Genomic DNA, 23,909 nt, shown 5'->3' on the forward strand with positions numbered 1-23,909 from the left:
CGGTTCGTGCCTGGGTTTATTATCGACCTGGGCGGTGTCTATAGCGCCGGTCGGGGAGCCTACGCGTCGGCGCGGGTCTCGTTGGCAAACGTGGCCACGTCGATAACGAAACGGTAGCGCACGTCGCTGCGGATAACACGCTCGTACGCTTCGTTCACCTGATCGATCGAGATGATCTCAATGTCGGCGCCGATTCCGTGAGCGGCACAGAAGTCGAGCATTTCCTGGGTCTGGCGGATGCCACCGATCTTGGAGGCGGCGATGGCGCGACGCTGGGCGGCGAGCCAGACCATCTTCACGCTGTCCGGTTCGGTGGGGATTCCAACGTGCACGAGCGTGCCGTTGAGGGCGAGCAGCTTGAGGTAGCCCTCCAGCTCGAGGTTTGCGGCCACGGTGTTCACGATGAGGTCGAAGTGGTTCTCGAGCTCGGTGAAGGTGGTCGGGTCGCTGGTGGCGTAGTAGTGATCTGCGCCGAAACGCAGCCCGTCTTCCTTCTTGCTGAGGGTCTGGCTGAGCACGGTTACTTCGGCGCCGAGTGCGTGGGCGATCTTCACACCCATGTGTCCGAGGCCGCCCATGCCCAGGATGGCAACCTTCTTGCCGGGGCCGGCTTCCCAGTTCACGAGAGGGGAGTAGAGCGTGATGCCGGCGCAGAGCAGGGGAGCAGCCTCGGAGAGCTCGATGCCGTCGGGGATGTCGAGCACGTAGTTCTCGTCAACAACGATCGCGGTGCTGTAGCCGCCGTTGGTGGGGGTGCCGTCGTGGTTGCGGTCGTTGTAGGTGCCGACCTCGCCTTTCAGGCAGTACTGCTCTTCGCCGGCGAGGCAGTTGGCGCACTCGCGGCAAGAGTCGACGAAGCAGCCGACGCCGACGCGGTCGCCCACCTGGTAGCGGGTGACGTCGCTGCCGACGGCGGAGACGATGCCGGCAATCTCGTGGCCGGGAACCATCGGGAACAGTCCCACGCCCCACTCGTCGCGAGCCTGGTGGATGTCGGAGTGGCAGATGCCGGCGAACTTGATGTCGATCGCCACGTCGTGGGCGCCGGGAGTGCGCAACTCGATTGTGGTGCGAACGAGGGGCTGGTTGGCCGCGGGGACGGCGAGGGCAGGAATGGTGGTCGTCATAGAAAAATCTTTCTGTGCCGGTGGTGGAATGCGAGGGAACCCCGTGCCGTGGCACGTGTCGACGGTGACATCCGCTCAGCTAACGTTACGCGGTGCCACCGATCTGGTCGAGGCTGGAACGTGGCACTGTCTGACCTACCCACGGCATCCGCTGATCTCGCGGCCAGGAGCCGGGCGGGTGCAGGTGCGATCCGAAGCCCGGTGCAGGCGTGAGTCCCCGTTACCGGGGCGCATTGACACACGTTCACTTCACGACCTAGTATGGAATCGATTCCATGGAATCGATTCCATGACCACAATGAGGTGAAGAAGATGGCGGACATCACAATCAAGGACGTAGCCGCACTGGCTGGCGTTTCGGCGGCCACCGCTTCCCGCGTTCTCTCTGGCAACCCGGCCACCTCCCCCCAGTCGCGGGACAAGGTCGCCGCGGCAGTCATCGAGCTTGACTATCGGCCCAACGCCCAAGCCAGGGCCCTGCGCTCGACCCGCAGTGATTCCATCGGCCTGCTGGTACCCGACGTACGTAACCCGTTCTTCGCCGATCTCGCCCATACTGTCGAACAAGCAGCCCTGTCCGAGGGCTATGTCACCCTGCTCGGCAACGCCAACGAGCAGAAGGAACAGCAGGACCGGTACCTGGATACGCTGATCTCTCGGCGGGTAGACGGCATCATCGTGGCGCCACTTGGCGACGGTGGCGGCAGCATCCGTTCCCTGATCGAGCGCGAGATTCCAACAGTCTTCGTGGACCGCACCATCGACGGCATCGACGTGCCGAGCGTGACCACCGATAGTGAGGTCGGCATCCGTCAGACTGTCCAACACCTCGCCGCCCTCGGTCACACCCGGATCGGCTACATCTCCGGCCCGCAGGCGACCTCAACCGGCCGCGACCGGTTTGCAGCCTTCACGGCGGCCGTGGCCGACGCCGGTCTGAGCCAGGACCCCGACCTGGTGTACTTCGGAGACTTCCAGGCGGCGAGTGGCTCGGCCGGCCTGCACGCCTTGCTCGAGTTGCACGACCCGCCGACAGCCTTGCTCGCCGCGGACAGCCTGATGGCCGTCGGCGCGATTGCCATTCTGCACAAGTTAGGTCTGCGCATCGGAACGGACCTCGCGCTGGTCGCCTTCGACGACATCGAATGGTTTGCCCTGCTCGACCCGGCACTCAGCGTCATCTCCCACAGTGTTGAGGACATGGGCCGGATCGCCGTCGAAATGCTGCTTGAGGTCATCGCCGGGCACACCCCGGAATCGGTCGTGCTGCCCAGCGAACTCGTCATCCGTGGCTCGTCGTCGTTGCCCATCCTGCCCGCATCCAGCCGAAGGAAGAACTGACATGACTCAACAACCACTGCTGACCCTGCAAAATGTGGGCAAGGTCTTTGGACCGGTCACGGTCATCCACGACGTCACGGTCAGTGTCTACCCCGGCCAGGTTCAGGTATTGCTCGGGGAGAACGGTGCCGGAAAGTCCACGCTGATCAAGATGATGGCGGGTGTCTACCAGCCGGACTCGGGTCACATCGTCGTTGATGGCAGAACGGTCACCCTGCCAAACACCCGCGCGGCTGAGGCGCTGGGTATCGCCACGATCCACCAGGAACTGAACCTGGTGGCCACCATGAGCATTGCCGAGAACGTCATGCTCGGGCGGATGCCGACCAGGCACGGTCTCGTAGACCGTCGCGCCCTGCGCCAGCAGGCCCGAGCCGCGCTGGCCTTGATCGGCCTGGATATCGACGTCGACATTCTGGTGGGTGAGCTGGGCATCGCCCGGCAGCAGCTGGTCGAGATCGCCAAGGCGCTGAGCATCAACGCCCGCATTCTCATCCTCGACGAGCCCACCGCTGCACTGACCCGCCACGAAACCGAAAACCTGTTCGCGGTCATGGCCGACCTGCGCCAGCGGGGCGTCGGCATGCTCTTCATCAGCCACCACCTCGACGAGATCGCCGAGGTCGGAGACACCGTCACCGTGCTGCGCGACGGCGAATTCATCGCGGAGGTTCCGGCCTCCACCTCCGAAGACGAACTCGTGAAGCTGATGGTCGGCCGCGGCATTGAGGACCAGTTTCCGCGGGTGCCTGAAAACCTGAGTCAGGCCGCGGAGGTGCTCATCGTGGAGAATCTCACGTCGACCGGGCTGTTCAGTGACATCAGCTTCACCGTCAAGGCGGGCGAAGTGCTCGGCATCGCGGGCCTGGTTGGCGCGGGGCGCACAGAACTCATCCGGGCCATCGCTGGCGCCGACGGATACGCCTCCGGCACGGTCGCCGTGCGCGGCCAGCATCTGCCGAAGGGCAGCATCAAGGCCGCGATCGCAGCGGGTATCGGGCACGTGCCGGAGGACCGCAAGGGACAGGGGCTGGTGCTCGACGCATCCGTCAATAACAATCTCGGCTACGCCACCCTTGCGTCCACCGCGAAGCTGGGACTGGTCGACTTTGCCGGCCAGCGCAGCCGGGCAACCGCGGTCGCGAAGAGACTGCGCATCCGCATGCACACCATCGACCAGCCGATCGGCGCACTCTCCGGCGGCAACCAGCAGAAGGCGGTCTTCGGCCGCTGGATCATCGCCGCCTCGACGATCTTGCTGCTCGACGAGCCAACGCGCGGTGTGGACGTGGGTGCCAAAGTCGAGATCTACGAACTGATGAACACGATCACGGCGGCCGGGGGAGCGATTCTCATGGTGTCCAGTGAGCTGCCCGAGATCCTCGGCATGAGCGACCGCATCCTGGTGATGCGCGACGGCCGCATCGCCGGCGAGCTCAGCGCCGCCGAGGCAACCCAAGACGCAGTCATGACACTCGCTGCCCGCGATGTCGACGAGACGCACGAACAGAGATAGGGAAACCATCATGTCCACCACCACCCTGCCGACGCCGCGCCGCGGTATCGACTACAAGAAGTTTCTCGCCAACAACGGCGCCCTGGTCGGTCTCGTCGTTCTCTGCCTCGCCCTCTTCATCGCAACCCCGGACTTTCTGACCGGGCCGAACCTGCTCAACATCGGTATCCAGGTATCCACCGTGGCCGTGCTGGCCTTCGGGATGACCTTCGTCATCGTGGCCGGCGGCATCGACCTGTCGGTGGGCAGCGTGGCGGCACTGTCGGCCATGTCCTCCGGCTGGATGTTCGCCAGTGCTGGCCTCCCCGGCTGGCTCGCCCTCGTGGGCGGTCTGGTAGTCGGAGCGCTCGCCGGAGTTATCAACGGTTTGGCGAATGCCTACGGAAAGCTGCCGTCCTTCATCGCCACCCTCGCCATGCTCAGCGTGGCCCGCGGACTGACCCTGGTGATCTCCGACGGCCGGCCGATCAAGACCGCACCCGAGGTCTCCTTTCTCGGCGGCAGCCTCGGACCGGTGCCGATGCCGATCGTCATTCTCGTGATCGCCGCCCTGGCCGCCTCGTTCCTGCTCAACCGCACCGTGATTGGCCGTTCGATGTATGCCGTCGGCGGCAACGCAGAAGCCGCCCGGCTCTCGGGTCTGCCGGTCAAGCGCATCCTCGTCACCGTCTTCGCCCTGGCCGGCCTGTTCGCCGCCCTCGCCGGGCTGCTGCTCGCCGGGCGTCTCGATTCAGCGCAGCCCCAGGCCGCGGCCGGCTACGAACTCGACGCCATTGCGGCCGTGGTGATCGGCGGCGCCTCGCTCTCTGGTGGCCTCGGCAGAATCTCGGGCACCCTCGTGGGAGCCCTGGTTTTGGTCGTCATTCGCAACGGCCTGAACCTGCTCAACGTCACCTCGTTCTGGCAGCAGGTCGTGATCGGCCTCGTGATCGCCCTGGCCGTTGGCATCGACGTGCTGCGCCGCAAGTCCCGCAACAGCTGACCCACCAGCTTTCAGCAAACTTTCCCCTCCAACCGCCTCATCCAAAGGAAAACCAATGAAGTCATCCTCGTTCCTCAAAATCGCGGCAGTGACCGCAACAGCAGCCCTAATTCTGGTGGGAACCACGGCCTGTGGCCGCGGCGGCGGCGCTGAGGCCTCCGGCGACAAAATCGTCATGGCCATTTCCACCCTGAACAACCCGTTCTTCGTGGAACTGCGCGACGGCGCGGAGGCTGCAGCCAAGGAGGCCGGAGTGCAGCTGAGCATCGTTGATGCCCAGAACGACTCGGCTACGCAGGCCAACCAGCTCGCCACTGCTGCCTCGAGCGGTGCCAAGGCCGTCATCGTGAATCCGGTGGACTCGGATGCCGCCGCCTCGGCAGTGGATGCCTTGATCACCGCCGGAATTCCGGTCATCGGAGTCGACCGCACCGTCACCGACGTTGACCTCGCGTCGCTCGTCGCGAGCGACAACGTCGCCGGCGGTCGTCAGGCAGCCGACGAACTGGCCAAGTCCATGGGCGAAACGGGCACCGTCATCCACTTGCAAGGCGTAGCGGGAACGTCAGCCAGCCGGGAGCGCGGCGCCGGCTTCGATGAGGGCCTGAAGGCCTACCCCGACATCACCGTTGTCGCCACGCAGACGGCCAACTTCGACCGCGCCGCCGCGCTGGATGTCACGACCAACCTGCTGCAGGCCAACCCGGGCGTCACTGGTCTCTTCGCTGAAAACGATGAAATGGCCCTCGGCGCCATCCAGGCGCTGGGCGACAAGGCCGGCTCCGAGGTCTTCGTTGTCGGCTTCGACGGCACGACCGACGGACTCGACGCCATCAAGGCGGGCACCATGGTCGCGACCATCGCGCAGCAGCCGGCCGAACTCGGCAAGCTTGCCGTCGAATTCGCCATCAAGGCCATCAAGGGCGAGACGATCGCGAAGACCGTTCCGGTCGAGGTCGTCTCCGTCACCAAGACGAATGTCGGCGACTTCGCCAAGTGAGTCACCTCGTCAATACGGCCCTCACCACGCCCGGTTCGGTCGTTGTCGTGGGATCCATCAACGTCGATCAGCTGATCCGCGTGCAACGCCACCCGAAGCCGGGCGAGACCCTCATCGGAACATCGATGGAGTTCTTGCCCGGCGGCAAGGGGGCCAACCAGGCCGTGGCGGCGGCCCAGCTCGGTGCCAGCGTGCGCCTGGTCGGTGCGGTCGGTCGGGATTCGCAGGCCACCGTCGCCAGTGCGATCCTGACCAGCGCCGGTGTCGACCAGTCGGCTGTGCGAACGGTCGACGAACCCACTGGGTTGGCTCTGGTCAGCGTGGATGATCACGGTGAGAACACGATCGTGGTCATCCCCGGTGCCAATGCACTCATGGGCGCCGAGGCCGTTCAGGCCAGCGCGGGCATCATCGCCGCCGCTGCTGTAGTGGTTTTGCAGGGTGAGATTCCGGCCGACGGAATCGCCGAGGCGGCGCGGCGGGCCACGGGACGGGTGGTACTGAATCTGGCTCCGGTGATCGAACTGGATGCTGACACGATTCGGCGGGCCGACCCGCTGGTCGTCAACGAGCACGAGGCTGCCCTCGTGCTCGCACAACTGGCACCCCACCGCGGTGTCCCCACCGAGGATGCCGAGTTGGTGAGCCGGCTGCTGGAGGTGGGCGTCGCATCCGTTGTTCTGACGCGCGGCGCCAAGGGTGCTATCTGCGCCGACCGGGACGGCACCAACAGCGTGGCCTCGCCGACGGTCGTCGCGGTGGACAGCGCGGGGGCGGGCGATGCATTCGTGGGAGCGCTGAGCGCGCAGTTGGCCGCGGGCGTGAGCCTTCTTCAGGCCGTTCGCCTGGCTGTGCGGGTCGGGGCGTTCGCGGTGCAGAGCCGCGGAACGCAAACCTCGTATCCGACAGTGGCGAACGTGCTGCCGACGGTGAACGCATGAAGAAGCGGGGCATTCTGAATGCCGAGCTGTCGGGGGCCCTGGCCCGGCTCGGCCATACGGATGTCGTTCTGCTTGCGGATTGTGGCCTGCCGATCCCGCGCGGAGTTGCCGTGGTCGACCTGGCTCTGGTGCACGGTATTCCGCGGTTCGAACAGGTTCTCGACGCCCTGCTCGATGAGATGGTGTTCCAGGGGTGCGTCGCGGCGGAGGAAGCCAAAACCGCCCCCGCTGGAGCCTGGCTGGCCGAACGATTCAACGAAATCGAGTACATCAGCCACGCGGATTTGAAGGCGTTCTCCGCTACCGCGAAGCTGTTCATTCGCACCGGGGAGGCCACACCGTTCGCCAATGCGGCGCTCGTCTGCGGAGTGTCGTTCTGAGAGCGGCCATCTCCTTCGTCCCGGATTCGAATGGCACATTCTCGGGCTATTGCAGGTGATCGTCTGGCCGCTGTTCTGAGATCGCCCTGTTCTGAGAGCCGCAGGGAAAGGTCTGTGATACTTTTCGTGCGCGGGGGATCTTCGGGTGTGTAACGCTAGGGGCATGGATCTTGAGGTGTCGCCGACGCTGACGATTCCAGAGCGCGAACTCGGCTGGCGGTTCTCCCGGTCGTCGGGCCCGGGCGGCCAGCACGTGAATACCTCTGACAGCCGCGTCGAGCTGTCCTGGAATATTGCCGAGTCAAGCGTGCTCTCCGACGACGAGCGGATGCTGCTGCTCACCCGGCTCGGGCACCGTCTCGTTTCCGGCGTGGTCACCATCGCAGCCAGCGAGCAGCGCTCCCAGCTGCGCAATCGCGAGATCGCCCTGCGCAAGCTGGCCGACCTGGTGACCGCCGGGCTGGCCGCGGAACCGGCCGAGCGCCGCGCGACCAAACCCACGCGGGGTTCGGCCCGGCGGCACCTTGCAGTCAAGCAGCAGCGCTCAGCGACGAAACGCAACCGGCAGCGGCCCGCGGCCGACTAGGGACGGGCGCAGTATCCCTTCTCGGTGAGACCTACCGAACCAGCAGCATCTGCCGAAAGTATGCGGCCAGGTCAGCGGTAGCGGTCAGCGGCAGCACGTGCGCGACGTACTGGTCGGGGCGCACGATCACGACGGCGCCGCTCCTGTTGATGCCGCGCTGCTCGAAGATGTCGTGCGTCGGGTCGGCGGCGTAGACCTTCTCGTAGTCGATCAACCCGAACGGGCCGGTTTTCGGCAGGAACGCCGGGTCGACCTGGCCGAGGTTCACCTCGGTGTGCGCCTCCTGGTAGATCACCTTCACGTCGAAGACGCTGTCAATGTCGGTGCCGGCTGGAGTGTGGGCGAGCAGGGGGGAATCGTCAGCGGTGCGCATCCACTCGGCCCAGGCGGTGAGCGCGGAGCTGTTGGCGGCGTCAGCGAACGCGTAGAGGCGCCAGCGGCCGTCGGCGCGGTGGTGGTGGCCGAGCTCGACCGGGTTGGCGTCGGCGACGCGCACCACCGGAGCTGACTTGAAACGCTTTCCGATGGGAAAACCGGTGGCGAGCGCCTGATGGGTTGCTTCACCAATCAGCATCGACGGCGGGTATTGGGTCATGAACCCGGCCGGAAATTCCGCCGTCTGGGTGTAGAAGTCCTCGAGCGGCACCTTGAGGTCTTCGGGCTTGGCGGCCATCAGTGAAGACCACTCCTTGTCGAAGTCGATCAGGTTCTTGGCGATGACCTGGCGCTCCGCGGAATACGTGCTGAGAAGTGTCTCGGGGCTGCGACCGTCGAGCACGTAGCCGAGCTTCCAACCGAGGTTGAAACCGTCCTGCATGGAGACGTTCATGCCTTGGCCCGCCTTGGCGCTGTGCGTGTGGCAGGCGTCACCCATGATGAAGACGCGCGGCGAGCGGATGCCGATCTCCTCGGGCAGTACGTCGTCGAAGCGGTCGGTGAGGCGGTGGGCGACCTCGTAGACGCTGTGCCAGGCCACGTTTTTCACGTCGAGTGTGTACGGGTGCAGAATCTCGTTCGCCTTCAGGATGATCTCGTCGATCGTCGTCGTGCGCACGGCGCCGTTGTCATCGGGGGCGACTTCGCCGAGGTCGACGTACATGCGGAACAGATAGCCGCCCTCGCGCGGAATGTGCAGGATGCTTCCGTTAGCCCCCTGGATGGCGCACTTGGTGCGAATGTCGGGAAAGTCGGTGACGGCCAGCACATCCATGACTCCCCAGGCATGGAAGGCCTGGTCGCCAGCGAGGGTGCAGCCGATCGAATCGCGCACGCCGCTGCGGGCACCGTCGGCGCCGACCACGTACTTGGCGTGAACGATGCGCTCCTGGCCCTTCTTGGGGCCGGTGGTGTGTACGAGCGTCACCGCGACGGGGTAGTCGCCCACGCTGTTGGTTTCACGCGTGGTGTTGGTCAGGCTGACAAACTCGTAGCCGAAGTCCGGCACCATGCGGGTAGGCGAATTCGCCATGACCTCGGCGAAGTAGTCGAGCACGCGCGCCTGGTTGACAATGAGGTGCGGAAACTCGCTGATGCCGGTGGGATCATCGATGGCGCGGGCGGTGCGAATGATGTTGGCCGGGTTGGTGGCGTCTGGCTTCCAGAACGCCATCTCGGTGATGCGGTACGCCTCGGCGATGATGCACTCGGCAAAGCCGAACGCCTGAAAAGTCTCGACGCTGCGGGCCTGGATACCGTCGGCCTGCCCGATCGCGAGACGCTCACCGCGGCGCTCCACGATGCGGGTGGTGATACCGGGAAATTGGGAGAGCTGGGCGGCGGTGATCATGCCGGCCGGGCCCGTTCCCACAATGAGAACGTCGACGGTGTCGGGGAGTTCGTCGGGGCGATCGACGCCGACTCCGGCCGCATCCTGGGTGCGCGGATCGGTGGACACGTATCCGTGGTGGTGAAACTGCACGGCTTCCTCACTTCTCTGTGTGGTTAAAACGAGTGTGGCCACTTACGACCCTGTTCGATAATAGAACGCGGTGTTCTATTATTGTTTCTCAAATCATATACGTTCTAGGCGGCTGCGCAATGCGAAAATGAGGGTAACGTGCTGACAATGACGACCGACCCGAAACTTCTCGAGTGGATGCTTGACTCCGACCCGGCCCTGCGCTGGCGGTTTGATCGGCACCTCGTCGGTGCACCGCCCGAAGTCTGGCAGGCCACCAGGGCACGGGTGAACACGGAGGGATGCGGGGCGCGACTGCTGGCGCTGCACGACGTCGATAGCCAGTAGGCGGGCGGCGCGAAGCGTCAGATTATGGCCGGCTCAGCGCGACACGGTGCCGGTGAGTGAGGCGATCGCTCGCAACACGAACGGCTGGGCGGCGAACCAGGCCGCGATCATCAGGGCGAGGGCGCCGGCGAAAATCCAGAACCCGAGCCATCCGTCAGCGTTTTGCGCGGCATACATGTGGTTCAGGTTGCGCAGCGCACCGGTTGCGAACACGAGAATCACGTGCACCGCGATGAAGGCCGCGAAGAAGATCATCACCGGAAAGTGCACTGCACGGGCCACTGCAATGGGGTAGAGCTTGCTCAGTCGCTTCGAGGTCCACGAGGGCGACATGCGCAGCCCGGTGGCCAGGGCCAGGGGTGCCGCGACGAATACGACGAGAAAATAGCTGATGGTTTGCAGGGCGTTGTAGTTGACCCAGCCGTCTTCGACCGGCCAATTCAGCGACGCGTATTGAAGGCCTGCGGAGAGGGCGTTCGGAAAGATTTCCCAGGTCACCGGGATCAGCCGAAGCCACTGCCCGGTCGCAACGAGCAGAACGTAGAACAGAACCCCGTTCACGACCCACAGGGTGTCAAAGGTGATGTGCAGCCAGAGATTCAGGCTGATCTTGATCGGCGGGGTCTTGGTGCGGATGAGCCCGGTGTTGTTACGTTTCCAGAACATGGTGGGACGCTTGGTAGTGCGGATCTGCCAGCCCGAGCGGATGATGAACAGAATGAAGAAGGCATTCAGACCGTGTTGCCAGGCGAGCCAGGCCGGAATCCCCATCGGGGCGGAGTCGGGCAGGGTCGTCGTTCCTGGATACTCGGTGAGGAAGGACTGCACGTCGGGCAGCGAACGGATGCCCCTGGCTGCGAGTACGATCACGGCCAGCACCACGATGCCCGCCGGAATGATCCAGACCAGCTTGAACCACCGGTTTTCGGCGAGGGTGGCGAGGCGGCTGCCCGAGGAGGTCACTGCGCGCTGCTTCGTTTGCCGATCGCGTCGATGAGCTGGGGAACGACGGTGAAGACGTCGCCGACGATTCCGAAGTCGGCAATGTCGAAGATGGGGGCGTCAGCGTCGGTGTTGATCGCGACGATGGTCTTGGCGGTCTGCATGCCGGCCCGGTGCTGGATGGCGCCGGAGATTCCCAGCGCGATGTAGAGCTGCGGGGAGACGGTCACACCGGTCTGGCCGACCTGCGAGGTCTGAGCTACGAACCCGGCATCGACGGCCGCGCGGGAGGCGCCGACCGCGGCGCCGAGGGCATCCGCGAGCTGCTCCACCAGCACGAATTTCTCCTGCGACTGCAAACCGCGACCGCCAGACACCACGGTTTTGGCGCCGCGCAGGTCGGGCCGGTCCGCGGCCACCGGGGTGGCCTCGGCGCTGTCGATCAGGGTCGATCGGGAGGTGTCGAGGTCGAGCGTGACGCGCGTGACGGTCGCCGTTTTCGCCTCGGCACGATCGTCGATTGCGCCCTGCCGCACAGTGATGACGGCGGGGCCACCCTGCACCGTCGAATCGACGGTGTACGCGCCGCCGAAGACGGAGTGCGAGGCGACGATCGCGTCGCCGTCCCGGTGCAGGTCCACGGCATCCGTCAGCAGGGCACCCTGGGTGCGGAGCGCGACATGGGCGGCAATCTCGCGGCCATCGATGGAGTGAGCCACGAGAACGGCGGCCGGTTCGAGCGCGGTGAAGGCGGCGACGAGGGCTTCAACCTGCGGGGTGAGCAGCACGGCCGTGGTCTGGTCGGTTTCGCCGACGTAGACCTGTTCGGCTCCGAGAGCACCGAGCTGTTCGGCGAGGAGGGCCGAGATGCCGGGCGCCGCGGCGACGACGGCGACCGGTGTACCCAGACGAGCTGCGGCGGCGAGCAGCATCGCTGCGGTGTTGGCGATGGCGCCGTCGGGCGAGACTTCAATGAGGGTGAGAATATTCGACATTGTGTGCCTTCCTAGATCAGACGGCCGGCGGCGAGAAACTCCGCGAGTTCAACGCCCGCGTTGCCGTGGTCGACGATCTTGGTGCCGGCCACGCGGGCCGGACGGGGGCTGGTCTGGGTTATCACGGAATGAGCGGATGCCGAGGTCGCTTCCAGCCCGAGGTCGGCCAGGGACCAGACCGTGACGGGCTTTTTCTTGGCGCGCATGATGCCCTTGAAGTTGGGGAACCGGGGTTCGGCGGACTGCTCGGTCACCGATACGACGGCGGGAAGCTGGGCGTGCACGGTCATCGACCCGTTTTCGGTGGCGCGGTGGCCGCTGACGGCATCCGTTGTGATGACGACGGAGTCGAGGTAGGTGGCCTGCGCCACGCCCAGCCGACCGGCGATGAGCGAGGGGAGCGTGCCGCCGCGGCCGTCGGTGGATTCGTTGCCGGCGATGATCAGATCGAACCCGGCCTTGGTGGCTGCGGCGGCAATGACCTCGGAGGTGCGCAGCAGGTCGGCTCCGGCCAGGCCGCCGTCGAGCAGGTGGATGGCTGAGTCGGCTCCCATCGCTAGTGCCTTGCGCAGCATGTCTTTGGCCGAGTCGGGCCCCATGGTGAGCGCGACGACCTCAGCGTCATTGCTGTCCTGATAGCTCAGCGCCACCTCGAGGGCACGCTCATTGATCTCGTCAATGACGCAGTCGCTCGAGACTCGATCGAGCCACCCCGTCCTGAGGTCGAGGGTGCGGTCGCCCCAGGTGTCGGGTACCTGCTTGACCAGAACAATGATTTTCATGATCTACTTCCTGCGAGCCTGTTGGTCTCGCCTGTTGTGCCGGCTAGAACTGCCAGGGAAACGGAGACCAGTCGGGTTCGCGGTGTTCGAGGAACGCTTCTTTGCCTTCGACGGCTTCGTCGGTGCCGTAGGCGAGGCGGGTGGCTTCACCGGCGAAGAGCTGCTGGCCGACCAATCCGTCATCGATGGCGTTGAAGGAGTACTTGAGCATGCGGATCGCGGTTGGCGACTTCGTGAGGATGGTGTTGGCCCAGTCCAGCGCGGTCGTCTCCAGTTCCGCGTGCGGCACCACCGCGTTGACGGCGCCCATTTCGTAGGCGCGCTGCGCGTCGTACGGGCGCGCGAGAAAGAACACTTCCCTGGCGAACTTCTGCCCAACGTGCTGGGCAAAGTAGGCGCTGCCGTAGCCGCCGTCGAACGACCCGACGTCGGCATCCGTTTGTTTGAACATGCCGTGTTCCTTGCTGGCGATCGACAGGTCGCAGACCGAGTGCAGGGAGTGGCCGCCGCCGGCCGCCCAGCCGGGAATGACGGCTATGACGACCTTCGGCATGAAGCGGATGAGTCGCTGCACCTCGAGAATATGCAACCGGCCGGTGCTCACGGTTCCGTCGCGGTACTGGTAGCCGTCGCGGCCGCGGATTCTCTGGTCGCCACCGGAGCAGAATGCCCAGCCGCCGTCTTTGGGGCTTGGTCCGTTGCCGGTGAGGAGCACGACGCCGATTTTGGTGTTCTGCATGGCGTCGTCGAGCACCCGGTAGAGCTCATCGACCGACTGCGGGCGGAAGGCGTTGCGCACCTCCGGCCGGTTGAAGGCGACGCGGGCGACCCGGCCGGCGTTGTCATGGTGGTACGTGATGTCGGCCAGCGCGGAGAAGCCGTCGACCGGCTTCCACAGGGACGGATCGAAAATTTCGGAAACCTGAGTCATGGTTTCAGCTTAGGTGTGCTCGGAGTTGGCACGGATCTCGGTGATGATGCCGGAGAAATCCCGGCCACCGCCATCCGCGTCGGCGAAGCGGCGGTAGATCTGGGCGGCGAGCGGGGCGAGTTCGGCCGCGACGCCGGTGGCTTCGAGGGCGTTCACGGCCAGGCCGAGGTCTTTCGCCATGAGCGCTCCGGCAAAGCCCGGCTGGTAGTCCCGGTTGGCCGGGCTGGTCGGAACCGGTCCGGGCACCGGGCAGTTGGTGGTGAGGGCCCAGCACTGGCCGGAGGCTGCGGAGGCCACGTCGAACAGAGCCTGGTGGCTGAGGCCGAGCTTCTCACCGAGCACGAATGCCTCGCTCACGGCGATCATGGAGATTCCGAGGATCATGTTGTTGCAGACCTTGGCCGCCTGCCCGGCACCGGACTCGCCGCAGTGCACGATCTTGCCGCCCATAACCTGCAGCACCGGCAGTGCCGACTCGAAGTCCGCGGCGTCGGCCCCGACCATGAAGGTGAGCGTGCCGGCCGTGGCGCCGCCCACTCCGCCGGAGACCGGGGCGTCCAGGCCGCGGTGCCCGGCCGCCACGAGGAGGTCGCGCGCCGCGCGGGCATCGCTCACGTCGATCGTGGAGCATTCGAGAAAGAGCGTGTTTGGCCCAGCGGATGCGATGAGTCCGGCAGCAGACCCGTCGCCCTGGTAGGCGCCGAGCACGTGCCGGCCGCTGGGGAGCATGGTGATCACAATCTCGGCGTCGGCCACCGCGGCCGCCGCCGACTCAGCGACGGTGACCCCGTTCGCGGTCGCCTCCAGAAGAGCGGCGGGCACCAGGTCGTAGCCGATGACGGTGTGACCGGCCGCGACCAAGTTGGCGGCCATCGGGCCGCCCATGTGGCCCAGGCCGATGAAGGCGATTCGGTTGCTCATCTGTTTTCCTTCTTCAGTGTGTGGTGGTCAGGACCATCGTCAAACGGTGCGTCGGGCAGGTCAGTGGGCATCCGCCAGGGTACGCCCGATGATGAGGCGCATGATCTCGTTGCTGCCCTCGAGGATCTGGTGCACGCGCAGGTCGCGCACGACCTTTTCGACGCCGTATTCGCTGAGGTAGCCGTAGCCGCCGTGCAGCTGGATGGCGCGGTTCGCCACCGAGAATCCGGCGTCGGTGGCGACGCGTTTGGCCATCGCGCAGAGTTTCACGCGGTCGGGGGCGCCGCGGTCCAGGGCATCCGCTGCCCGCCAGATCATGGTGCGCGCCGTTTCGAGCTCGGTGTCCATGTCGGCGAGTTCGAACAAGAGGGCTTGCTGGTCGATCAGCGGTTTGCCGAAGGCTTTGCGTTCTTTGAGGTAGGCCACGGTCTGGTCGAGCGCCCACTGGGCGCCGCCGAGGGAGCAGGCGCCCATGTTGATACGGCCCCCGTTGAGTCCCTTCATGGCGATGCCGAAGCCGTCGCCCTCGGCGCCGAGCAGGTTGCCCACCGGCACGCGCACGTTGTCGAAGATCACCTGGGCGGTGGGCATGGCGTTCCAGCCCATCTTCTTCTCGTTCGGGCCGAAGGAGAGCCCGGGTGTTTCGGCCGGTACCACGATCGCGGAGATGCCCTGGTTGCCGGTGTCGCTCGTTCGCGCCATGACGACATAGACGCTCGAGGATCCGGCTCCGGAGATGAACTGTTTCACGCCGTTGAGCACGTAGTCATCGCCGTCGCGCACGGCCTTGGTGCGGAGCGCACCCGCGTCGGAGCCGGCATCCGGTTCGGTGAGGCAATAACTGCCGAGCGACGTCATGGCGGCCAGGCTGGGAACCCATTTTTTGCGCTGGTCAGTGTTGCCGAAACTGTCGATCATCCAGGCGACCATGTTGTGAATGGAGATGTAAGCGGCGATGGTGGGGTCGCCCTTGGCGAGTTCCTCGAAGATGTGCGCGGCATCGCTGCGGGTGAGGCCAGAGCCGCCCACATCTTCTTTCACGTAGATGCCGCCCATGCCCAGGCTGCCGGCCTCCTCGAGCACGTCGATCGGAAAATGTTTGGTCTGGTCCCACTCCACGGCGTGCGGGGCGAGCGCGGAGGTCGCGAAATCGCGCACCATCGCCACCAGGTCGCGTTGGTCATCACTCAGCTGGAACATGCTCTGAACCTGCTTCCCTTGCGACGCTCTCTGTGCGCGACGCGGTAGTTGATCGACGCTGTGGTCGTCTCCGGCCAAGATACTAGGAAGCCCTAGTAATTGCTAGGGCTTCCTAGTATTTTTTGTTGTGGGCCATTTCGGCGCCGCGCTGGCGCGTGAGAACATAGCCGTGGGCATCCGCTCGCCAGTCAGGAGGACCGATGTCGTCAATACCCCCGTTGCAGACCGATCCCATCATCGAGGCGCGCCGCCACTGGGTCGAGCACGGCTGGGAAGACGCAGCCGACGGGATGGCCGCGGTCACCTCGATCATGCGCGCCCAGCAGATCATGCTCGCCCGCATCGATACGGTTCTCAAGCCGCTCAGCCTCACTTTTGCCCGCTATGAATTGCTCGCGTTGCTGAGTTTCACCCGCAGCAAGGCGCTGCCGATGGCCAAGGCCAGCGCGAGACTGCAAGTGCACCCCACCAGCGTGACCAACACGGTCGACCGGCTTGAAACGGCCGGACTCGTGCGCCGGGTGGCGCACCCGACCGATGGGCGAGCCACGCTGATCGAGCTCACGCCACTGGGCCAGACCAGCGTGCTCGCCGCCACCGACGAGCTCAACGCTCGAGTGTTCACGCAGCCGGGCCTGGGTGCCGGTGAGGTTCAGAACCTGATCAGCGTGCTGACCGGTTTTCGCCGTGACGCCGGCGATTTCGTGGACTCCGACGTGGATGGTCACCTGCGCGACTGAACTTGTCACTTGACAGCCTGCGTGTTTGAACAACTATGTTGGCAGGACCGTAGGTCAACGGATCGCCTTCGACCGACATAGGAGCCAGCGTGGTTACCTGCATCTTCGTCAACCTCTCCACGAGTGACCTGGACCGGTCGAAGACTTTTTTCGAGGCCCTCGGCTGGCACATCAACCCGGTGTTCACCGATGAGAATGTCGCCTGCATCGTGATCGAGGAGAACCTCTACCTCATGGTGCTCACCCGGGACTTTTTCGCCACTTTCACCGACAAGCCCATCGCCGATCCTCGTACGTCTGTGATGACGCAGACCGCTCGCACCGAAACGGCCGGACCCAATGTGGGCCCGGCCGCGACCTTCGCCGTTCAGGTTTAGAGGGAGGCGTCCGAGATGCGCGTGGTGGCAGCATCCGTCATACCGGCCGTGATGGGGGAGGGCTTGAAGCCCTTCACGACCAGGTAGACGCCCAGCGAGAACTCCCACAGGGCGATCGGAATGACGGTGAGGCCGGACCAGGTCGACTGTGAATCGTTGATGCCGAACATGGTTCCGATGAGCGCCGAGAGCAGCAGCGGCGCTCCGATGAAGCCTCGAGGCCGTGTTCGGCCGTGGCCTCGTGGTGACCGGAATCGCCATGTTCACCGGCTCGGTGCTCGGCGGGGTGATCGCCCAGGCTACCAACCTCCGCGTGCCGTTCCCGTTGCGTGCGCGGGTGCTCTTGGTGATGTTCCTATTCGCCTACGGCGTGTTGAAGGACCTCGGCTTCACCCCTGACCGCTCGGCTGGCCCGCTGAAAGCCACCCGCAACGTGCTCACCCAGTCGATCGAGCACGGCCTTCGCAAGCGGTCGATACGCTACGTCATCTTCTCCGCACCGTTCGCCGGTGGGGTCGGCGTCACGAGCGGATGCCGCCGCTGGCGCCGCGTAGCCCGCGTCGTTCCCGTCTTACCCTGAGTAGGATCGCTGTACTGTCCGCTACACGAGCAAGGGGAACTCATGGCCACCAGTGAGACTCAAATTGACAACGGTATTTTTCGCGTGACCAAGTGGACGATTGAACCCGGAGACGCCATTCCCATGCACGTGCACGAATATGAATATGTGGTCGTGCCCCTCGTGAGCGAAACCATGCACGTGATCAACGCCGACGGCTCAGAGATCGTCGCGGAAATTCGCAGCGGCCAGAGCTACACTCGGCCATCTGGTGCCGAACACACCGTCGAGAACCGCGGCGCGCGCACCATCGAATTCGTCGAATGTGAAAAACTCGCCTGACACAACACCTACTCGGCCTGGTATTCAATCTGGTCCTGCAAAGCCAGTACATCATCCTGGAACGCCAGGTAGAGGTTGGCAATGGTGGCGGTGCTGCTGATCGACGTGCCGAGCGACTCCTCGCATTTGCGTAGCCGATACCGAACCGTGTTGGCGTGCACGTACAGGTGCCGAGCGCTTCGTCCGACATCCTGATCCAAGGCCAGATAGACGATCAGGGTTTCAACCAGGTCGCTGTCCAGGTTGAGGGTTGCGACAAACTTGCGCAGTTTGTCCTCCAGCTGAGGTGCTTCGCGCCGTGCCAGCAGCCAACTGGCCAGGTCGACTTCGTCTAGTCGCACCACGGTGCGCTGCGCGCCGGGGTGACGGCCCGCCTGGGTGGCGCGGCGTCGCGCTATCTCCAGCGCCGTCTCGGCCTCGCGGAACGCCATCGGGGTGCTGGCCAGTTCGCTGAACGGCTCCGAGGTGCCGACGACGAGTTCGGTTCCGGCCAGGGTCAGCCAATTCACCAGCACGGCAGAGTCAGCGACCAGGGCATGAATGCTCGCCATCGTGCGGGAACCCCCGCCATTCTCATCCAGGAGCAGGCCCAGGCCGCCTAGGGCAGCTTCTTGCAGCAGTCCCTCGATCAGGTGCTTACCGGCAGGATCTCCGGACAGCGTGGAGATGGCGACAGCGCGCAGCGGCTCGTAAGCGGTGAAGCGGAACGGATTCATGCGATTCCAGTAGCGATGTTCGCGAGAGGGCGAGATTCCGTCTTGCAGGGTAACCAGCAGTTGTGCGTTTTCGTACAGCTCGCGGGAGAGCCCAATCTGGGTGATCCCGTTGATGGCGCCGAGGAGGCGCTGAGTTGTTTGCAGCAGCACATCGCCGAGGTCATTCAGCATCGTGGAATTCCGACTGGCGAGCACGAGCCGGTAGGTCTTTCCGCGCAGGACGAGTGACTTTCCGATCGCATCCCACCGCCCAACGGTAAACCGTTCCTGAGCACCCCCGGATCGCTGCATTTCGGTCCACATGAGGCGGATGGGTCCTTCGCCGGACGAAGCGACAACGCGACCGGAGTCCTCGTAGAGCACCGCCGATCCGCGGCAGGAGGAGGCCAGCTTGGCGATGAGCGCATCGATCGGCTGGTCGGCTGACATGCTCTGCAGAAGTTCATTCATGAACCAGGCCGCGCGTTTGAGCAGGTAGGCGTCAGCCGACAGTTTGGACTGGTTGACGAAGTTTTCGATGGCATAAAACGGAACGTCGGCGGCCACGGTGTACAGCGGAAATTTCTCCGATCGTGCCGCCGCAACCAGCGCCGTCGGAACCTCCTCGAAGTGCACGCCGACACCGAAGAACATCGCGGTGGTCTGCGCGGCTCGCATGTCCGTGATCAACGCCAGCGCCTGAGCGTAATCTCTTTCGTGGCCGATGAACAGGAGCCCGGTCGTCAGCATGATCGTCCTCGGCTCGACCCAGCGCCCCGGGTCGCCGAGTTCGCTCGTTCGTGCGGCCAGGACGATGCCGTGCGGATCGCCAGCGACCACCGATGTCAGACCCAAGGCCTTCTCGTTGACGACATCCCCGAGTGTTAAAGACAAGGAAACTCCCGATTTCAGGCGGCTCATCGTGTAAACATCCTGTTTCCTGGCGGCGGAAACGGGCGAAAGTCGCGCGTGTTTTGGAGTTTATCCAAAAAACGACGATCAGCGTTGCACACTATCCAGTGACAGGGTCGGAGACCGTACGCATACTTGACCACAACCTGAACAGTCCGGAGGACACCCCATGTCGCAAGTCCGAGTCGCCGTTGATGTCGGCGGTACTTTTACCGACGTTTGTATTTTTGACGAGGAATCGCACAAAATCCGGGTCACCAAAGTTCCGTCGACGCCGCACGACCCACTCGTCGCGGTCATGAACGGTGTGGCCCGCGCGAATATCGACCTCGAAGATGTCACGCTCTTCTCGCACGGCACGACCGTGGCCACGAATGCGTTGATCACCCGTAACTTTCCGCCGGCAGCGATGGTGACGACCCGAGGGTTTCGGGACGTCATTGAAATTCGTGATGGAACCAAGGACGACCTGTGGGACGCGTACAAGGATGTCTCCGGACCGTACATTCGCCGACGCGATCGCTTTGAAGTCACTGAGCGCATCGACTACGCGGGCAACACGGTCATGCCCCTCGACGAAGCGGATGCCCGCCGGGTCGCGCAGCTCCTGCGCAAGCGCAACGTCAACACCGTCGCCGTGTGCTTCATGAATTCCTACGCGAATCCGCAGAACGAAATTCGCATGCGGGAAATCCTGGAGGAAGAACTGCCCAACGCGACGGTATCAACCTCGGCCGAAATTCTTCCCGAAATTTTCGAACACGACCGGTTCAACACGACCGTCGCCAACGCCGTTCTCGCTCCGCTGGTCTCTGGGTACGTCAACCGTCTTTCCGACCAGCTCAAGGCCGGCGGCTACAAGGGAGACCTGCTGGTGCTGCACTCGGGCGGAGGGTCGATGACGCCCCGAATGGTCGAGCGCTATCCGGTTCGCCTGGCAGCGTCGGGGATCGCGGCTGGCGCGATCGCAGCCAAGCATGTCGCCCAGCAGTGCGGTTACGAAAACGCGGTGGGCCTCGACATGGGCGGAACCTCCACGGACATCGCGTTGGTCAGCGGAGGCGAACTGCGCATCACCAAGGAATGGCAGGTTGAATACGGGCACCCGATCATCTTTCCCAGCATTGATGTGCTGACGATTGGGGCCGGTGGTGGCTCGCTCGCCTATATTGACATTGCCGGATCCCTGCGGAACGGTCCCCAGTCCGCTGGCGCCGATCCCGGCCCGGCGTGCTACGACACCGGCGGCGACCAGCCGACGAACTCCGACGCCAACGTGGTGCTGAACCGTCTGGGCACGTCGCTCGCGGGAGGCGCGAAGAATCTGAACAAGGCACTCGCGACCGAGGCGATCAAGAAGGTCATCGCAGACCCGCTCAACATGCCGATCGCTGAAGCCGCCCATGCGGTAATCCAGGTTGCCAACGCCAACATGGCCGATGCTGTGCGCTTGGTTTCCATCCGCCGAGGGCACGACCCCCGCGACTTCGCGCTCGTCGCCTTTGGCGGAGCAGGCGCCCTGCACGGGGCAGAGGTGGCTCGTGAATTGAACATACCAACGGTCATCATTCCGCCGAACCCGGGCGTCGCATCCGCTCTGGGCTGTCTGCTCGTGGATATTCGTCACGACCTGTCCAGCATGTTCACCGGAATTGCAGCGGATGCCGACACCGAAGCGCTCGAGGGTATGTACGTCTCGCTCGAGTCCGAAGCGATGGCCCGCTTGCGTCAGGAACGCGTTGCGGACGAGAACGCCCTGCTGCAGCGGCAGATCTCCATGCGCTACCTGGGCCAGTGGCGTTCGCTTTCGGTCAGCATCGGCTCGGGGCTGGGCGCCCTCGCCGAGGCGGTCGAAACGTTCCACGAACAGCACGAGCGTGAGTTCGCTTTCAGCCAGAAAGATCAGCCGGTCGAGGTCTACCAGCTGCACCTGACGGCCATAGGAAAAACTCCAAAGCCGTCCTTCAAGCCGGCCGTGGAACTTAACGCAGATCCCGGAACTCCGCGCGAAATTCGCCCCGTGTACTTCGGAGAACTGGGCTGGGTGGACACCCCGGTGTTCGATCGAGACGACATGCCGGCCGGCGCCATGTTCAGCGGCCCCGCCGTCATCGACCAGTTCGACTCCACCACCGTCATTCCGCCGAATACGACCGCAGTTATAGACGAGTGGATGAATATTCTCATCCACCTGGAGGAGATCTAAATGTCTGGAACGATCGCGGTACCGCTCGCGCCCACCACCGCGCTGGATCCGGTGACCTTTGAGGTGCTCAAGAACGCCTTCGCCACCAGCGTCGACCTGATGAGCGAGCAGATTCTGCGTACCTGCTACTCCTTCGTGATCTACTCCCGGGATTTCTCATCGGCACTGTGTGATGCCGCTGGGAACACGGTGATGCAGGGCAGCGGGGATATCGCCGTGCACGTGGGTACCCTGCATTTTCAGTGCAAGGCCGTGCTTGAGGAGTTCGGGACCGATATCAATCCCGGTGACGTCTTCGCGATCAACGATCCGTATCGAGGCGGAACCCACTTCAACGACGTGAGCTTTATCCGCCCGATCTTCTCGGGTGGTGAGGTCATCGCTTTCGCCCAGAACAAGGGCCACTGGGCCGATATCGGCGGCAACGTGCCCGGTTCGTTCGATGTGAACGCCAAGGAGCACTTCGGTGAGGGGCTGCGAATCACTCCCGTACGCATCTGGAGCCGTGGTGTGTTCCTGCACGACGTCGCCCAGCTGCTCGTCTCAAACACCCGTGCACCGCGCCAGGCGATGGGCGACCTACACGCCCAGTCCGAAGCGACGGCCGTGTGCGAACGAGAGATCCTGCGTCTCGTCGACCGGTATTCCAAGGCCACAGTGCTGCACGCCATGCAGGAAACCCAGGACTACGTGGAACGCACCGTTCGACGCCGCCTGGAGGGCCTGCCGCACGGGGTCTGGGAAACCACGGACTACATGGACAACGACCCGGGCAAGGAGGAAGGGCTGGTGCCGATCAAAATCAAGCTGACCATCGATGCCAACGGCATTCACTACGACCTGGCCGGATCGGCCCCGGTCGTGGCGACGTTTTTGAACTCCGGTTACGGCACGACATTCTCGGCAATTTACGCCGGAACGAAAACATTCTTTCCGGATGTCCCGCTGAACTCTGGCTTCTATGCGGCCGTCACCGCCGACATCGGCCCGGAAGGCACGGTCGTCAACGCCGGCTGGCCGAACGCCGTGACCGGCTTCTGCTCCGGACCGTACGAGAAACTCATGAACGGCATCTTCGAGATCTGGTCCAAGATCATGCCGGAGCGGGCCATGGCCTGCGCGTTCAACCTGGAGTATCTGCTCGTCGGCGGAAAGGACGGCCGAACCGAGGACAGCCCCTACTTCATGTGGTACGACTGGATGGCCGGCGGTTGGGGCGGCCGGGCCAGCAAGGACGGCAGCGGCGCAACGGCGCCGGTCTTCGGAGCCGGCCTCGCCGTTCAGCCGGTCGAGGGTCAGGAACGCCTCTCGCCGGTGCTGACCTCGATGCACCAGATCGGCATGGATTCGGGCGGCCCAGGACGCTTTCGCGGCGGTGTCGGCATTGAGAAGGGTGGCATGCTCACCGACGCTCAGAATGCGGTCATGAGCTATTGCTGCGACCGGGCACGCTCCATCACCTGGGGGATCGAGGGCGGGCTCCCATCGATTCCGCACGGGGTCTGGCTGAACAAGGGCACCGAGGGCGAACACTTCCTCGGCTCCAACTTTTCCTCCGTTCCGGTGCAATCCGGCGACTCGTTCGTGCGGCCGTCGGCCGGCGGAGGCGGCTACGGTGACCCACTCGAGCGCACCTATCTGGAGGTGCTCGACGATGTCATCGACGGCTACGTATCCGTCGGGCGAGCAGCCAAAGACTACGGCGTGGTTATTACGGCCATCGATCCCGACTTGGACGCCTACGAGGTCGACGAAGCGGCGAGCGTGGAGCTTCGACACGATATCGCTGCGCACCGTCTCGGGTGGCTGGCTGAAGACCCCGCTACGGTCTCGGCCAGGTACATCAGCGGCGACATCGACATGCTCGACGTCATCCGTCGCTACGGCGTCATTCTCGACTGGGGTACCGGCGAGCTCTTCGCTACGACGACTCGGGAACATCGCGCACTGATGGAACGACGTTCCTCATCGCACTGGCCGGTCGTGCCAGCCTGATCCAGCTGGATTTTCGTTCAGCCTCAGTGTGAACTCTTGTGCATCTGCACGGACATTGGCTGATCTTTCTTGCACTTGCCTACTGGTTTGGATCCACAGGTCGTTCACATACTTGCTGGAGGGCCATGAGTCGTGGGCCCGTCGGCAGAGACGACGGCGGTGTTCACTACTTTTGCTGCACCTGGAATTTCGTA

The 23,909-nt window shown here is 64.3% G+C and carries 24 protein-coding genes; 14 read left to right on the forward strand and 10 right to left on the reverse strand.

Annotated features, from left to right (window positions below):
* Nucleotides 1–59: 59 nt before the first annotated feature.
* Nucleotides 60–1,127 carry an NAD(P)-dependent alcohol dehydrogenase gene (locus CXY78_RS20260; RefSeq protein ID WP_104090948.1) on the reverse strand — a complete coding sequence of 356 codons (1,068 nt, stop codon included), beginning with the start codon at nt 1,125–1,127 and terminating at the stop codon, nt 60–62.
* A gap of 312 nt (nt 1,128–1,439) precedes the next feature.
* On the opposite strand from CXY78_RS20260, the gene CXY78_RS20265 reads away from it, so the two are divergent.
* The 7 genes from CXY78_RS20265 (at nt 1,440) to arfB (ending at nt 7,873) form a co-directional block, all read left to right on the forward strand.
* Nucleotides 1,440–2,468 (forward strand): LacI family DNA-binding transcriptional regulator, encoded by a 1,029-nt coding sequence (locus CXY78_RS20265; protein ID WP_092339845.1) that lies wholly within the window; start codon nt 1,440–1,442, stop codon nt 2,466–2,468.
* Between the two features lies 1 nt (nt 2,469).
* Entirely contained in the window at nt 2,470–3,984 is a 1,515-nt protein-coding gene (locus CXY78_RS20270; RefSeq protein ID WP_104090949.1) for a sugar ABC transporter ATP-binding protein, read from the forward strand.
* A gap of 10 nt (nt 3,985–3,994) precedes the next feature.
* Nucleotides 3,995–4,966 (forward strand): ABC transporter permease, encoded by a 972-nt coding sequence (locus CXY78_RS20275; RefSeq protein WP_104090951.1) that lies wholly within the window; start codon nt 3,995–3,997, stop codon nt 4,964–4,966.
* A 55-nt stretch (nt 4,967–5,021) separates the two neighbouring features.
* Nucleotides 5,022–5,966, forward strand: a complete 945-nt coding sequence (locus tag CXY78_RS20280; protein ID WP_104090953.1) for a substrate-binding domain-containing protein — start codon at nt 5,022–5,024, stop codon at nt 5,964–5,966.
* Nucleotides 5,963–6,907 carry a ribokinase gene (locus CXY78_RS20285; protein WP_104090954.1) on the forward strand — a complete coding sequence of 315 codons (945 nt, stop codon included), beginning with the start codon at nt 5,963–5,965 and terminating at the stop codon, nt 6,905–6,907. The genes CXY78_RS20280 and CXY78_RS20285 overlap by 4 nt, the downstream gene beginning before the upstream one ends.
* On the forward strand, nt 6,904–7,287 hold the full coding sequence (gene rbsD / locus CXY78_RS20290; protein WP_104090956.1) for a D-ribose pyranase: 384 nt from the start codon (nt 6,904–6,906) through the stop codon (nt 7,285–7,287). Before CXY78_RS20285 ends, rbsD begins: the two co-directional genes overlap by 4 nt.
* A gap of 163 nt (nt 7,288–7,450) precedes the next feature.
* Nucleotides 7,451–7,873 (forward strand): alternative ribosome rescue aminoacyl-tRNA hydrolase ArfB, encoded by a 423-nt coding sequence (gene arfB / locus CXY78_RS20295; RefSeq protein WP_104090957.1) that lies wholly within the window; start codon nt 7,451–7,453, stop codon nt 7,871–7,873.
* Nucleotides 7,874–7,904: 31 nt separating this feature from the next.
* On the opposite strand, the gene CXY78_RS20300 is transcribed toward arfB, so the two are convergent.
* Nucleotides 7,905–9,791, reverse strand: a complete 1,887-nt coding sequence (locus CXY78_RS20300) for an FAD-binding monooxygenase (protein WP_104090959.1) — start codon at nt 9,789–9,791, stop codon at nt 7,905–7,907.
* Between the two features lie 138 nt (nt 9,792–9,929).
* On the opposite strand from CXY78_RS20300, the gene CXY78_RS20305 reads away from it, so the two are divergent.
* Nucleotides 9,930–10,118 carry a hypothetical protein gene (locus CXY78_RS20305; RefSeq protein WP_199182654.1) on the forward strand — a complete coding sequence of 63 codons (189 nt, stop codon included), beginning with the start codon at nt 9,930–9,932 and terminating at the stop codon, nt 10,116–10,118.
* A 33-nt stretch (nt 10,119–10,151) separates the two neighbouring features.
* Here the strand turns inward: CXY78_RS20305 and CXY78_RS20310 are convergent, their stop codons facing one another.
* Genes CXY78_RS20310 through CXY78_RS20335 form a run of 6 tightly spaced genes read right to left on the reverse strand, consistent with a single transcriptional unit; the run spans nt 10,152 to nt 15,889 of the window.
* A complete protein-coding gene (locus CXY78_RS20310) occupies nt 10,152–11,081 on the reverse strand; it encodes a cytochrome b/b6 domain-containing protein (RefSeq protein ID WP_104090960.1) in 930 nt (309 codons plus the stop codon).
* Entirely contained in the window at nt 11,078–12,055 is a 978-nt protein-coding gene (locus CXY78_RS20315; protein WP_104090962.1) for an electron transfer flavoprotein subunit alpha/FixB family protein, read from the reverse strand. The genes CXY78_RS20310 and CXY78_RS20315 overlap by 4 nt, the downstream gene beginning before the upstream one ends.
* A gap of 11 nt (nt 12,056–12,066) precedes the next feature.
* Nucleotides 12,067–12,837 (reverse strand): electron transfer flavoprotein subunit beta/FixA family protein, encoded by a 771-nt coding sequence (locus tag CXY78_RS20320; RefSeq protein WP_092339565.1) that lies wholly within the window; start codon nt 12,835–12,837, stop codon nt 12,067–12,069.
* A 43-nt stretch (nt 12,838–12,880) separates the two neighbouring features.
* Nucleotides 12,881–13,768 carry a 1,4-dihydroxy-2-naphthoyl-CoA synthase gene (locus tag CXY78_RS20325; protein ID WP_092339566.1) on the reverse strand — a complete coding sequence of 296 codons (888 nt, stop codon included), beginning with the start codon at nt 13,766–13,768 and terminating at the stop codon, nt 12,881–12,883.
* A 9-nt stretch (nt 13,769–13,777) separates the two neighbouring features.
* A complete protein-coding gene (mmsB, locus tag CXY78_RS20330; protein WP_104090964.1) occupies nt 13,778–14,689 on the reverse strand; it encodes a 3-hydroxyisobutyrate dehydrogenase in 912 nt (303 codons plus the stop codon).
* Nucleotides 14,690–14,749: 60 nt separating this feature from the next.
* Nucleotides 14,750–15,889: an acyl-CoA dehydrogenase family protein gene (locus CXY78_RS20335; RefSeq protein ID WP_104090965.1), complete on the reverse strand. Its 1,140-nt coding sequence runs from the start codon at nt 15,887–15,889 to the stop codon at nt 14,750–14,752.
* 200 nt (nt 15,890–16,089) lie between these two features.
* On the opposite strand from CXY78_RS20335, the gene CXY78_RS20340 reads away from it, so the two are divergent.
* Both CXY78_RS20340 and CXY78_RS20345 read left to right on the forward strand, forming a co-directional pair.
* Nucleotides 16,090–16,629 carry a MarR family winged helix-turn-helix transcriptional regulator gene (locus CXY78_RS20340; protein WP_104090967.1) on the forward strand — a complete coding sequence of 180 codons (540 nt, stop codon included), beginning with the start codon at nt 16,090–16,092 and terminating at the stop codon, nt 16,627–16,629.
* Between the two features lie 89 nt (nt 16,630–16,718).
* Complete coding sequence (locus CXY78_RS20345; protein ID WP_199182655.1) at nt 16,719–17,006, forward strand: hypothetical protein; 288 nt, start codon at nt 16,719–16,721, stop codon at nt 17,004–17,006.
* On the opposite strand, the gene CXY78_RS21145 is transcribed toward CXY78_RS20345, so the two are convergent.
* A complete protein-coding gene (locus CXY78_RS21145) occupies nt 17,003–17,176 on the reverse strand; it encodes a hypothetical protein (protein ID WP_158253371.1) in 174 nt (57 codons plus the stop codon). The two genes, CXY78_RS20345 and CXY78_RS21145, sit on opposite strands and share 4 nt — an antisense overlap.
* A 53-nt stretch (nt 17,177–17,229) precedes the next feature.
* On the opposite strand from CXY78_RS21145, the gene CXY78_RS20350 reads away from it, so the two are divergent.
* Both CXY78_RS20350 and CXY78_RS20355 read left to right on the forward strand, forming a co-directional pair.
* Nucleotides 17,230–17,586: a hypothetical protein gene (locus tag CXY78_RS20350; RefSeq protein WP_369827372.1), complete on the forward strand. Its 357-nt coding sequence runs from the start codon at nt 17,230–17,232 to the stop codon at nt 17,584–17,586.
* 42 nt (nt 17,587–17,628) lie between these two features.
* Entirely contained in the window at nt 17,629–17,907 is a 279-nt protein-coding gene (locus tag CXY78_RS20355) for a cupin domain-containing protein (protein ID WP_092339570.1), read from the forward strand.
* A gap of 8 nt (nt 17,908–17,915) precedes the next feature.
* Here the strand turns inward: CXY78_RS20355 and CXY78_RS20360 are convergent, their stop codons facing one another.
* Nucleotides 17,916–19,496, reverse strand: coding sequence for a helix-turn-helix domain-containing protein (locus tag CXY78_RS20360; RefSeq protein WP_233206258.1), 1,581 nt, complete (start codon nt 19,494–19,496; stop codon nt 17,916–17,918).
* Between the two features lie 187 nt (nt 19,497–19,683).
* Here CXY78_RS20360 and CXY78_RS20365 point away from each other — a divergent pair, with 187 nt between their 5' ends.
* Both CXY78_RS20365 and CXY78_RS20370 read left to right on the forward strand, forming a co-directional pair.
* Nucleotides 19,684–21,720, forward strand: a complete 2,037-nt coding sequence (locus tag CXY78_RS20365; protein ID WP_104090970.1) for a hydantoinase/oxoprolinase family protein — start codon at nt 19,684–19,686, stop codon at nt 21,718–21,720.
* Nucleotides 21,721–23,715, forward strand: coding sequence for a hydantoinase B/oxoprolinase family protein (locus CXY78_RS20370; protein ID WP_104090972.1), 1,995 nt, complete (start codon nt 21,721–21,723; stop codon nt 23,713–23,715).
* Nucleotides 23,716–23,909: the final 194 nt, after the last annotated feature.

Origin of the sequence: Cryobacterium sp. N19 (assembly GCF_002929595.1) — a bacterium.
Lineage (GTDB): Bacteria > Actinomycetota > Actinomycetes > Actinomycetales > Microbacteriaceae > Cryobacterium > Cryobacterium flavum.